This window comes from Ewingella americana (assembly GCF_006438725.1).
GTDB classification, from domain to species: domain Bacteria; phylum Pseudomonadota; class Gammaproteobacteria; order Enterobacterales; family Enterobacteriaceae; genus Ewingella; species Ewingella americana_A.
Genome location: NZ_RCZD01000004.1, coordinates 257,521 through 270,212 on the forward strand (window position 1 = coordinate 257,521; position 12,692 = coordinate 270,212).

9 protein-coding genes are annotated in these 12,692 nt (G+C 51.0%); 4 read left to right on the forward strand and 5 right to left on the reverse strand.

The annotated features are described in order from the left end of the window. Positions 1-48 precede the first annotated feature (48 nt). A complete protein-coding gene (locus tag EAH77_RS09320; protein WP_140471943.1) occupies positions 49-1,440 on the forward strand; it encodes an L-cystine transporter in 1,392 nt (463 codons plus the stop codon). Positions 1,441-1,523: 83 nt separating this feature from the next. Here EAH77_RS09320 and kdgR read toward each other — a convergent pair whose 3' ends face one another. Further along, on the reverse strand, positions 1,524-2,315 hold the full coding sequence (gene kdgR, locus EAH77_RS09325; RefSeq protein ID WP_140471945.1) for a DNA-binding transcriptional regulator KdgR: 792 nt from the start codon (positions 2,313-2,315) through the stop codon (positions 1,524-1,526). A 236-nt stretch (positions 2,316-2,551) separates the two neighbouring features. Here kdgR and EAH77_RS09330 point away from each other — a divergent pair, with 236 nt between their 5' ends. Further along, the gene (locus tag EAH77_RS09330; RefSeq protein ID WP_140471946.1) at positions 2,552-3,946 is read left to right on the forward strand and encodes an MFS transporter; all 1,395 of its coding nucleotides are present in this window, start codon (positions 2,552-2,554) and stop codon (positions 3,944-3,946) included. Positions 3,947-4,028: 82 nt separating this feature from the next. Here EAH77_RS09330 and htpX read toward each other — a convergent pair whose 3' ends face one another. The 4 genes from htpX to EAH77_RS09350 all read right to left on the reverse strand — a co-directional run bounded on the left by htpX (position 4,029) and on the right by EAH77_RS09350 (position 8,560). Next, positions 4,029-4,910 carry a protease HtpX gene (gene htpX, locus EAH77_RS09335; RefSeq protein ID WP_140471948.1) on the reverse strand — a complete coding sequence of 294 codons (882 nt, stop codon included), beginning with the start codon at positions 4,908-4,910 and terminating at the stop codon, positions 4,029-4,031. A gap of 281 nt (positions 4,911-5,191) precedes the next feature. After that, positions 5,192-7,261 carry a carboxy terminal-processing peptidase gene (gene prc / locus EAH77_RS09340; RefSeq protein WP_140471950.1) on the reverse strand — a complete coding sequence of 690 codons (2,070 nt, stop codon included), beginning with the start codon at positions 7,259-7,261 and terminating at the stop codon, positions 5,192-5,194. Between the two features lie 19 nt (positions 7,262-7,280). Next, positions 7,281-7,967, reverse strand: coding sequence for an RNA chaperone ProQ (proQ, locus tag EAH77_RS09345; RefSeq protein ID WP_140471952.1), 687 nt, complete (start codon positions 7,965-7,967; stop codon positions 7,281-7,283). Positions 7,968-8,062: 95 nt separating this feature from the next. Then, positions 8,063-8,560 carry a GAF domain-containing protein gene (locus EAH77_RS09350; RefSeq protein WP_140471954.1) on the reverse strand — a complete coding sequence of 166 codons (498 nt, stop codon included), beginning with the start codon at positions 8,558-8,560 and terminating at the stop codon, positions 8,063-8,065. Between the two features lie 254 nt (positions 8,561-8,814). Between EAH77_RS09350 and yebS the strand changes: the two genes are divergently transcribed. Both yebS and EAH77_RS09360 read left to right on the forward strand, forming a co-directional pair. Next, positions 8,815-10,062, forward strand: coding sequence for a membrane integrity lipid transport subunit YebS (yebS, locus tag EAH77_RS09355; protein WP_140471956.1), 1,248 nt, complete (start codon positions 8,815-8,817; stop codon positions 10,060-10,062). Further along, positions 10,031-12,661: a PqiB family protein gene (locus EAH77_RS09360; RefSeq protein WP_140471958.1), complete on the forward strand. Its 2,631-nt coding sequence runs from the start codon at positions 10,031-10,033 to the stop codon at positions 12,659-12,661. The genes yebS and EAH77_RS09360 overlap by 32 nt, the downstream gene beginning before the upstream one ends. Positions 12,662-12,692: the final 31 nt, after the last annotated feature.

A 12,692-nucleotide genomic window follows, 5' to 3' on the forward strand; every position in this document is an offset into this window, starting at 1 on the left:
ACCCGTAAGCAATTCATAACGATATAATGAAAATTTGGAGATCTGGGTATGAATCTTCCGCTCGTGATTAACGTAGTGGTCTTCGTTGCCCTCCTTCTGCTATTGGCGCAAACCCGCCATAAGCAATGGAGTCTGGCAAAAAAAGTATTAGTGGGTCTGGTAATTGGTGTGGTGTTTGGTCTGGCATTACAACTGATTTATGGCTCCGATGATCCGGTTCTTAAAGCCTCAATCAGCTGGTTTAACATTGTCGGTAACGGCTATGTGCAACTGCTGCAGATGATTGTTATGCCACTGGTTTTCGTCTCCATACTGAGTGCCGTTGCAAAGTTACATAACGCGTCTTCACTGGGTAAAATCAGTTTCCTAACTATCGGCACCCTACTGTTCACCACGCTCATCGCCGCATTGGTCGGTGTGTTCGTGACGGGCCTGTTTGGCCTGACCGCGGACGGCCTGGTACAAGGCGCTCAGGAAACCGCGCGTCTGTCTGCGCTGCAGAGCACTTACGTTGGTAAAGTCGCCGACCTGACGATGCCACAGCTGATTCTTTCCTTTATTCCTAAGAACCCGTTTGCTGATTTGACCGGTGCTAGCCCGACGTCAATCATCAGTGTGGTGATCTTCGCCGCCTTTGTTGGTGTTGCAGCCCTGCAATTGGTCAAAGACGATCAGGAAAAAGGCCCACGCGTTCTGGTGTTCATCGATACCCTGCAGGCCTGGGTAATGAAACTGGTTCGTCTGGTCATGAAACTGACCCCTTACGGCGTGCTCGCATTGATGACGAAAGTCGTCGCGGGTTCCAACGTGCAAGATATCGTCAAACTCGGTAGTTTCGTGGTCGCTTCTTACCTCGGCCTGGCGATCATGTTTGTGGTACATGCACTGTTACTGTCATTCACCGGCGTGAATCCGGCTAAGTTCTTCCGTAAAGTCTGGCCGGTGCTGACCTTCGCCTTCACCAGTCGGTCGAGCGCGGCAACCATTCCATTGAGTGTGGAAGCACAGACCCGTCGTCTGGGCATTCCTGAATCCATCGCCAGCTTCTCGGCTTCTTTTGGTGCGACTATCGGCCAGAACGGTTGCGCGGGTTTATACCCGACGATGCTGGCAGTGATGGTTGCACCAACGGTGGGGATTAATCCATTTGACCCAATGTGGATAGCCACGCTGGTCGGGATTGTGACCCTTAGCTCTGCCGGTGTTGCTGGTGTGGGTGGTGGTGCAACCTTCGCTGCGCTGATTGTTCTGCCTGCGATGGGCTTACCCGTGACGCTGGTTGCCTTGCTTATCTCGGTTGAACCGCTTATCGATATGGGCCGAACCGCACTCAACGTCAGTGGTTCAATGACCGCAGGGACCATCACCAGCCAATTACTGAAACAGACCGATAAATCAGTCATGGATGCTGATGAGAATGCGGAACTGGCGCATCGTTAATCGCCTATTCCGTCAGTTAACTGAGTGATAAAAAAACCGAAGCGCAGGCTTCGGTTTTTTTTGACTGCTCATCCGGCAAAAAATCAGAACGGATAATCGTGATAACCAAGCTGCTGTGAAATATTGCGTGCGGCAGTGTGCAGCATGCTGACATATTCACTTTTACGCTCTTCGGAGAAGCGGATGGTTGGGAATGAAATACTCAGCCCCGCAGTTACCACGCCGAAGCGATCAAATACCGGTACGGCGATGCATCGCAAGCCTTGCTCTTGTTCTTCGATGTCTTCGCCGAATCCCTGCTCACGCACAATCTCAAGCGCGGCACGCAACGCCTTGGCACTCAGAATAGTGTTATCGGTACTGCGGGTAAATTCCATTCCCGCCAACAGTCCATCCACTTCACTGCGATCGCCCCAGGCCATCAACACTTTGCCGATTGCCGTACTGTGCAACGGATTACGCCGTCCAATGCGTGAATGCATACGCAGGTTATACATAGAATCAATTTTGTGAATATAAACGATGCCATCTTCATCCAGCGCACCCAAATGGATTGTCTCGCGGGTCAGGCGCGATAATTCGCGCATCTGAATATCCGCGCTGCGGATAAGATCAACATTCTGCAAGGCTTTCGCCCCAAGTTCGAATAATTTCAGCGTCAGTGAGTATTTTTCCGACTCGCCTTCCTGCGCCACATAACCTAATGATTTCATCGTCTGAAGGAAACGGTAAACCGTGCTTTTTGACATCATTACGCGCTGTGAAAGCTCAGTAATTCCTATCTCGCGCTCTTCACCGAGGGCCTGTAAAATGCCAAAGACCTTCAGTACTGAGGAGACGGAATCCGGTTGTTTATCAAGATCTGCGATAGCCATAGTCTCTCTTACCTGCTCGCTTAAGTTTTGTTTCAAAAAAAATAGAACACGGTTTTCATTATACTGGCAAGCAATCAGGATACGCAATCACCAGCCAGAATTGCTGCGCTGTGCCACAGGTATTCATAATTTTTCTTACAATATTAAAATCATTCTCAATAATCACGGTTGTCACCTTTTAATCACTCACGTGATAATATCCCCACTTCTGATTATCTTAATGCCGACACTCATTCATGACTCTCACGCCCAATGACGGACTTCCCGTTCCGCAGCGCTATGGTGCGATCCTTGCTATCGCTCTCGGCATTACCGTTTCGGTGCTGGATGGTGCGATCGCTAATGTCGCATTGCCCACCATCGCCAGGGATCTGAATGCCAGTCCTGCATCATCAATCTGGGTGGTCAACGCCTATCAGTTGGCTATCACCATATCCTTGCTCTCACTGGCTTCGCTCGGCGACATTTTTGGTTATCGGCGTATCTACCAGACTGGCCTGTTGGTATTCAGTATTACGTCGCTGTTTTGTGCGCTGTCGGACTCACTGACTACCCTGACTATTGCTCGTATCTTACAGGGGTTTGGCGCGGCAGCGATCATGAGCGTCAATACCGCGCTGATACGCATCATCTATCCTCAGCGTTTTCTCGGGCGGGGAATGGGCATTAATGCGCTGATCGTGGCGGTCTCATCTGCCGCTGGCCCGACGGTAGCTGCCGGCATACTCTCCTTTGCGTCATGGCAATGGCTGTTTGCCATTAACCTGCCTATCGGGCTGGCAGCGCTGGCCCTCGGCTTGAAGTACCTTCCGGGCAACAGCACCAAAAGTCAGGGACAGAAATTCGATTTCACCAGCAGCATCATGAACGCCCTCACCTTTGGGCTGCTCATCACCGCCATCAGCGGGTTTGCACAAGGCCAAAACCGTCTGTTGATTTTGGGTGAGGTGGTGGCGTTATTGACCATTGGCTGGTTCTTTGTGCGCCGCCAGTTGTCACGTCCTTTCCCGCTATTACCGGTAGACCTGCTGCGCATTCCTATTTTTGCGATGTCTCTGGGTACGTCGCTGTGCTCCTTCAGCGCGCAGATGCTGGCCTTCGTCTCACTGCCCTTCTTCCTGCAAAACACGCTGGGACTCGACTCCGTTTCAACCGGCTTACTGTTGACACCATGGCCTCTGACCACCATGGTGATGGCACCGATCGCTGGCCGCCTGGTTGAGCGCTATCATCCCGGTATGCTTGGCGGAATTGGACTGATTGTGTTCTCGTTTGGTCTCTATTCGCTTTCGCTGTTACCTCACGACCCGTCGAATCTGAATATCATCTGGCGCATGTTGCTATGCGGTGCAGGCTTCGGGCTATTCCAGTCACCGAATAACCACACCATCATCACCGCCGCACCACGAAACCGCAGTGGTGGCGCCAGTGGACTGCTCGGTACGGCGCGACTCCTCGGCCAGACCACCGGCGCGGCTATGGTTGCACTGATGTTCAATCTTTTCCCTGAGCACGGCACGCATGCATCGTTAGTTCTGGCAGGAACGCTGGCAGGCAGCGGCGCGATAGTAAGTTTCATGCGCATGACCCAGCAAACATCAAGCCAGAAAGAGGCCGCAGGCAAGTCGTAACGGAATACCGCACTGCTAATTTTTGCCCATAAAAAAACCCGGCATCGCTGCCGGGTTTTCCATTTCTGTGGGTTATTTCTTGTTACTTCAGATATTGCCCGCTGCGTAACGCTTCAATGCGTTTATCCAGCGGCGGGTGCGACATAAACAACTCGCTAAATGACTTCGACTTACCGTTAATACAGAACGCCATCATGCTGCCGGCTTCCTGCGGTTCGTGGCTGGTTTTCAACCGTTGCAAGGCGGCAATCATTTTCTCGCGACCTACCAGCTTGGCTGATCCAGCATCTGCGTAGAACTCACGATGACGTGAGAACCACATGGTAATGATACTGGCCAGAATACCGAACACCAGCTCCAGCACGGTCGCTACAGCGAAGTAAATCATTGGGTTACCGCCATTGCTTTCTTCGCCGTCACGGTTGCCAGAAAGAAACCCTGACGCAACCTGAGCGATCAGGCGAGAAATAAAGATAACAAAGGTGTTCACGATGCCCTGGATCAACGTCATCGTCACCATATCACCATTCGCAACATGGCTGATTTCATGGGCGATAACCGCCTCAGCTTCATCCTGACTCATGCTTTGTAGCAGGCCAGTACTCACCGCTACCAACGAAGCATCACGCCGTGCGCCAGTTGCAAAGGCATTGATGTCAGGTGCGTGGTAAATCGCCACTTGCGGCATGGCAATGCCCGCCTGTTGTGACTGACGGCGAACCGTCTCAAGCAGCCAACGCTCCGTTTCGTTACGTGGTTGTTCGATGACTTCACCACCGACTGAACGCAGCGCCATCCATTTGGACATCAGTAAGGATACGAAGGAGCCACCGAAACCGAACAGGCCAGCCATGATCATCAGCCCTTGTACGCTGCTTGACTGAATACCCGTGAGGCTCAGTACCAGACCAAAGATCAGCATGACCGCCAGGTTAGTTATCAGGAACAACCCTATACGCATCATAAAATTTTCACTTCCTCATTGTTGTTTCATCATTGTGCAAGGTGAAGGCCACAAAAACTATCCGGCCGACTTAGATCCTATGGGCTAATGTTGCAGATTCAAGAGCCTGAGAAGTATAAGCCGTTAAATTCACAATACTTTACAAATCGCAGCGTTTGATTTCATATTCTTGCCGTATTTTCCTGCAATACGAGGGTATCCGTCCCCTGCAGATCCTCAGGCAATAAAAAAGCGCACCGGAGTGCGCTTTCATAAAGACTGATTTTTCAGACAACGTCAGCTTATTTGCTGGCCGCCGGTGCCTGATCGCCCTGGGTTTTCAGTAAACGAGCCAGATCAACAGCAATGTTGTCGGCTTCATCCAGATACGGGTCTGGAGCAACATAATCTTTCGGTAAATCTTCGAGAGATTTCAGCGGCTTCTTACCCTCACGAGCGAAACGCTCATTTAGGCGAGTCAGACGTGTAGCATCATCCTGCTTGTCTTCTTTATCACGCTGAGCGTAATTCAGAGAAACAATATCGCGTTTTTCTTTCAACGCTTTGTAGCGTGTAATATCTTGCTGGATGTACTGGAATTCCGGGTCTTTAGCGATACGCGCTTCGTGATCCTTCAGCAGCTCAGGTTCGAAAGGTTTCAGATCACCGGTCTTGGTGTAGGTCGCAGCGTTAACGCTGTCCCATGGCAAGGCGTTATCTTCAAATTTCTCACCCGTCTCAATCGCTTCAATACCGGTAGGCATCAGAATTTCAGGCGTTACGCCCTTACGCTGAGTGCTGCCGCCGTTAATGCGATAGAACTTCTGAATCGTGTATTGTACTGACCCCAACGCTGGCCACTCAGGGCGCAACATCTGATCGTAAATACGGTTCAGAGAGCGATATTGCTGGACTGTGCCTTTACCGAAGGTCGGTTCACCGACAATCAGCGCACGGCCGTAATCCTGCATAGCTGCGGCGAAAATTTCTGACGCAGAAGCGCTAAAACGATCAACTAAGACAACCAGCGGGCCTTTATAGTAGACGACGCCATCGGTATCGCTGTCCTGGCGGATACGCCCATTGTTATCACGTACTTGCACGACCGGGCCGCTAGGAATAAACAGACCTGAAAGTGATACAGCCTCGGTTAATGCACCGCCGCCGTTAGTACGCAGATCGATAACCAGACTGCTGACATCTTGCTTGGCCATTTTCTGCAATTGCACTTTAACGTCGTCCGTAAGACCAACGTAAAAGCCCGGGATGTCCATCACAGCAACTTTCTCATTGCCAACTTTCTTGATGGTCATTTTCACCGCGCGATCTTCCAAACGGATTTTCTCGCGGGTCAGAATAACGGTACGTGTTTTGGTGCCTTTACCTGCTGGCAGAATTTCGAGACGTACTTTGCTGCCCTTCGCGCCTTTGATCAGAGCGACAACGTCATCAAGACGCCAGCCGATCACATCAACCACACCTTTACTGGTCGCTACCTGCCCTACGCCGACAATTCGGTCACCGACTGCAATCGCTTTGCTTTTGGCCGCCGGGCCGCCTGCTACCATTGAGTTGATCACGGTGTAATCGTCGTCGCCCTGCAATACTGCACCAATACCTTCCAGAGACAGGCTCATTTCAGTATTAAACTGTTCAGTACTGCGCGGGGACAAATAGTTTGTGTGCGGGTCGATTTCATGCGCAAAGGCATTCATCACCAATTGAAAAACGTCTTCGCTGTTACTTTGCGTCAAACGTTTCATCGCAAAGCGATAGCGTTTGGTCAGCACATCTCGAATTTCCTGATCGTTCTTACCGGTCAGTTTGAGGTTTAGCTCATCATATTTGACTTTGGCATCCCATAAACTGTCCAGTTCTGCCCGGTCTTTCGGCCAGGGAGATTTAGCGCGGTCAAGATTAATTGTGTCGGTGCCGGTGAAATTCATCGGGCGAGCCAGCACTTGTAACGCATAGTTATAGCGTTCAAAGCGACGTTGCTGCGCCAAATTGAATAAGGCATACGGCGTGGTCAGTTGACCTGACTTCAGTTCTTCACCCAAGGTATTACGCTTGGATGCAAACTGTGCCACATCGGATGCCATCAATACGTTATGGCCATAATCGAGCATGTTGAGATAACGGTCGAAGATTTTCCCGGAGAAATCTGCATTAAGGTCAAACTGACGATAATGCGAACGGGTAAAGCGTGCCGTAACACGCTCGCTCACCGTGGCGTCCTGAGGTTCTTGTGTCAGTTGCTTGAGCTGATCGATAGTCACCGGTGCACTATCGTTAGCATAACTGGTGTTAACCAGACTGGCTCCTGACAACAACAGACCTGCAATAACGCTTAATCTGACAAATTTGTTCATGCCTGAGTTGGCCTCCGTATCAGAACTGCAAGTGTTCTGCGCGCACGATCATCGCCAGACCCGTAGAGAGCTGCACTCGGACACCGTCTTTGGCAATTTCCAAAACGGTAGCATCCATCGCACTCTGTCCTGCTCTGACTTTGATTTCCTGGCCAATTTGCAGTTTTGAGATATCTGTTACTGGCACCTGACGCGGTTCACGTTTTTCCTCACGCGGTGGGCGAGGTGTACGTGGTTTGCGATTTTCCTGACCAGCCACAGCTGCAGGCGCATTTTCACGACGCGGTGCAGGTTTCTTAGCAGCCGGACGTGGACGACGTGGTTCGGCTTCACCGGCTTCACGACGTTTTGCCTGTTGTTCGGCACGTTGTGCTTGAACGCGGGCTTTCGCTTCTTCTAATTGCTTACGTGCGTGTTCGACGTGCTGCTCTTCCAACTCGCCACAGGCATTGCCGTCAAGGTCAACGCGCTGTGCGCCAACTTTAACGCCGTACAAATAACGCCAGCTTGAGGTATAAAGGCGCAGAGCAGAGCGTAACTGAGTTTTGCTCAGATTCTCTTCACCTTGCACGCGTTCGACCAAATCCGCAAAGATACCGATCTTTAAAGGGCGTGCTTCGCCTTCGGCGCTAAAACAGAGCGGAAAACGCTCAGCCAAAAAGGCGATGACTTCTTTACTACTGTTCAACTTAGGTTGATTTTCCATGAAATTTCCTGATTACAACGGGTTTGCCAACCGGCGCAGGCATGAACAGGCGTCATTATAATGACGTCATCATTAAATGCCACGTTATCCGTAGATCAACTTACGATCAGATTGACATATTTTGCCGCATCGCTGTTTTGCAGATGTTGGCAAAGCCCGGCGACCAACTCTGTCAGCCCCTGTTCATCCGCTTCATCGAAGCGTTGATAAACCGTGCTGTCAATGTCCAGAACACCGATCACTGTGCCGTTAACGGTCACCGGCAACACAATTTCTGCATTGCTGGATGCGTCACATGCAATATGGCCAGGGAAGGCATGCACATCACCAACGCGCTGTACGCGGTTTTCAGCCACAGCCGTGCCGCAAACGCCTTTCCCAACGGGAATACGCACGCAGGCGATTTTGCCCTGAAACGGTCCCAATACCAGTGAGCTGCCATCCATCAGATAGAAACCCACCCAGTTAACCCCTTCAAGACGTTCAAAAAGCAAGGCGCTGGTGTTCGACAGAGTGGCAATAAAATTGTTCTCTCCGGCGAGCAATGCGCTCAGATCGCGTTTTAATTCCGCGTAGAATTCATCTTTATTCATGTAATAACCAATAATAACCCAGGAGCAGGCAGCCGTTATACTGTGCTTAACCTCTATAAAATAAGCATTAAATGCTTGTCTGAACAAGGTTAATCCTATGTGACTTCAAAAAGACTGACCTACAATGACTGTTTGCCGACCGCATAATACGTTATTTTGTCGGAAAAACCTGACAGATCTTAGCATCACTCTCCTGTTCTGCATTTCAGATGGGTGAACAATTGTTACAGCAGGCAAATTTACGCTCAGGCCCTATGAAAATACTCGCAATGTCAGGACCGTTACCGCAACCACGCTACCAACGCTGTAGTGAGTGCGATTACCTGTTTTCTATTCCCGATCTTAAAAAAACACAAACTGCGCATTGCCCGCGCTGCAATGCAAAAGTTGAAAAAGGCCGCGTTTGTTCTCTACCGCGTCTGATTATCATTGCCATCAGTATCCTTTTACTGATGCCTTTTGCCTATACCGAACCGCTGATCAGCATTCGTCTGCTGGGCACTCGCATTGATGCCAGCCTGTTTGAGGGGATCTGGCAGATGTCCAGCCAAGGCTCGCCTCTGACTGCCAGCATGGTGGCGTTTTGTACCATCGGTGCACCACTGACGCTGGCCTGTTCGATTCTCTATCTGCATTTTGGCAGCCGCTGGGGAATGAATCTCAAGCCCGTGCTGTTGATGCTGGACCGTCTGAAAGACTGGGTGATGCTCGACATCTACCTGGTTGGCATGGCTGTTGCCAGTATTAAAGTCAAAGAGTACGCGGATATCGACGTGGGTATCGCGCTGGCGGCCTACCTGATGATGACAGTTCTGGTCACCCTGACGTTGATTAATCTCAATATCGAACAGTTATGGGAAGAATTTTACCCACAACCACGCCCAAAGGGGATGCCTGCCTCACTTAAACTGTGCCTGTCGTGTAAATTCACAGGTCATGCTGATGAGCAAGGTCGCTGCCCACGTTGCCATGTCCCGATGACCGCACGTTACAAACATAGCCTGCAAAAGACCTGGGCGGCACTGATTGCCGCTATGGTGCTCCTGATCCCGGCTAACCTGATGCCTATATCTATCATTTACGCCAACGGGCAAAGAATGGAAGATACTATTTTCTCAGGCGTGGTATCACTGGCAACCTCCGGTAATGTGCCGATAGCCGCCATTGTTTTTATTGCCAGCGTCTTGGTGCCTTTTACCAAAGTCATCGTTATGCTGACCCTCTTGTTAAGCATTCATTTCAAAGCGATTCAGGGATTGAAAACGCGGATACGCTTACTGCGGCTGGTGACGTGGATTGGTCGCTGGTCGATGTTGGATCTGTTTGTTATTTCCCTGATGATGTCACTGGTCAACCGTGACCAGTTATTGTCATTTACGATGGGACCGGCGGGCTTCTTCTTTGGGACTGCCGTGATCCTCACAATACTTGCCGTAGAATGGCTGGATAGCCGCTTGATTTGGGATGCACATGCAACAGGAAACGCCGAATACACCGACTGAAGCGCGGGTTAAAAATAGACGCCGGATCTCGCCATTCTGGTTACTGCCGTTTATTGCTTTACTGATTGCCGGTTGGCTTATCTACAGCAATTATCAGGAGCGTGGTACCACGGTTACGATTGATTTCCAGTCAGCGGCAGGCATCGTCGCCGGACGTACGCCTGTCCGTTATCAGGGTGTGGAAGTGGGTACCGTTGAGTCGATAAGTCTTAGCAAAGACTTGCGCACTATCATGGTCAAGGTGAGCATTAAGAGTGATCTCGCTGACTCACTGCGTGATGGCACTCAGTTCTGGCTGGTGACACCCAAAGCGTCACTCGCGGGGGTATCCGGCCTTGACGCACTGGTTGGCGGGAACTACATCGGCATGATGCCGGGCACCGGTAAAGAGAAAGATCATTTCGTTGCGCTCGATACACAACCCAAATACCGCCTTAATACCGGCGAACTCATGATTCATCTGCATGCCCGTGATCTCGGGTCACTCAGCACCGGCTCGCTGGTTTATTATCGTAAAATTCCGGTCGGTAAAGTCTATGACTACGATATAGAAGCTGGAAATGACGGCGTCACAATTGATGTGCTGATTGATCGTCGGTTTGCACACCTGGTAAAAGACAGCAGCCGCTTCTGGAACGTCTCTGGCTTCAAAGGTGATTTCAGCCTGAGTGGTGCCAAAGTGGAAATGGAGAGCCTGGCAGCTCTGGTCAACGGCGCCATTGCGCTGGATTCGCCAACTGACGGTAATATTGCCAAGCAGGAACAGTCCTACGAGCTTTACCCTGATCTGGCGCAAAGCCAGCGCGGTGTTGAGATTGACCTCGATTTGCCAAACGGTGATGGCCTGAATGAGGGCCGCACACCGCTTATATATCAGGGCTTGCAGGTTGGCATGCTGACTAAAGTCACGTTACAGCCTGACAATAAAGTCACCGGCAAACTGACCGTTGATCCGTCAGTACTCGACATGATGCGCAGCGGAACCCGCATAGAAATGAACAGTCCGAAGATCAGCCTCAACAATGCCAAACTCAGCCAGTTGCTGACCGGCAATACGTTGGAGCTAATCCCCGGTGAAGGTCAGCCGCAAAAACACTTCGTGGTCCTCGACAGTAATCAACGACTGCTGCAAGACCCTGGCGTACTCAAGGTACAACTGATAGCCCCACAAACTTACGGTATTGATGCAGGGCAACCCGTGTTATTGCACGGCATTGTGATCGGTCAGATCTTAGACCGTAAACTGACCGACGAAGGTATTCTGTTTAACGTTGCCATCAAGCCCGAATACAAAGATCTGTTGCACAAAGACAGCAAATTCGTGGTAAACAGCCGGGTTGACGTCAAGTTAGGCATTGACGGCATGGAAGTACTGGGCGCCAGTGCTCAGGAGTGGATCGACGGCGGCGTGCGCATTTTGCCGGGCAGCAAAGGAGCACCAATGCAGAAATATCCGCTCTTCAGTAATGCTGAAAAGGCTGCAGAAGGCATCCAGGGGGAACAACCCGGTGCCACTCTGACCCTCACCGCCAAGAGTCTGCCCGATGTTCAAACCGGTTCGGTAGTGTTGTATCGTAAATTCCAGGTTGGTCAGATTGTTAACGTCACGCCAAAAGCCAACGAATTCGATATTGACGTTTATATCCGCCCCGAATACCGCAAACTTCTGACTGATAAAAGCATCTTTTGGGCCGAAGGGGGCGCGAAGGTCCAGCTTAACGGCAGCGGGCTGACAGTTCAGGCCTCCCCGCTTGACCGTGCGTTGAAAGGTGCGATCAGCTTTGATAACTTCGAAGGGGTATCGCTGAGTAAAGGCGTAAAACGGGTGTTGTATGACTCTGAAACCTCAGCGCGTGCCGTAGGCAGCCAGATAACCCTTAACACCTATGATGCCAGTAAACTCTCGCCGGGTATGCCAATTCGCTACCTCGGCATCACTATCGGTCAGGTGGAATCACTGAAACTTGAATCGAAACTCAATCAGGTATCAGCCAAAGCCGTACTGTATCCCGAATACGTCGATACGTTTGCCCGTGTAGGGACACGTTTCTCGATTGTCTCACCGGAAATTTCAGCAGGTGGCGTCAGTAACCTCGATACCTTGTTACAGCCTTATATCAACGTTGAAGCAGGTAAAGGCCCGGCCTCACGGACCTTCGATTTACAGGAATCGACCATCACAGACTCCCGGTATACCGATGGTCTGGGTATTGTGGTCGATGCCGCTGAAGTGGGGTCATTACAAATTGGTACGCCGGTGCTGTTCCGTGGAATTGAAGTCGGTACAGTAACAGGCTTCTACCTCGGCGCCATGGCGGACCGCGTCAATGTCACCTTGCGAATCAGCAAGAAGTATCAATATTTGGTTCGTGACAATAGCGTGTTCTGGTCGGCGTCCGGCTATAACTTGCAATTCGGCCTAACGGGTGGGGTGTTTAAAAGTGGCACCTTCCAGCAATTTATTCGTGGCGGCATTGCCTTTGCCACGCCGCCAACGACGCCGGTTGCGCCGACAGCGGCTGCAGGGCGACACTTCCTGCTTAACCCTGAAGAGCCAAAAGACTGGCAGAAATGGGGAACGGCGATCCCGAAAAACTGAGTGCCAGCGCGTCTCACTGAGGCCACCTTCG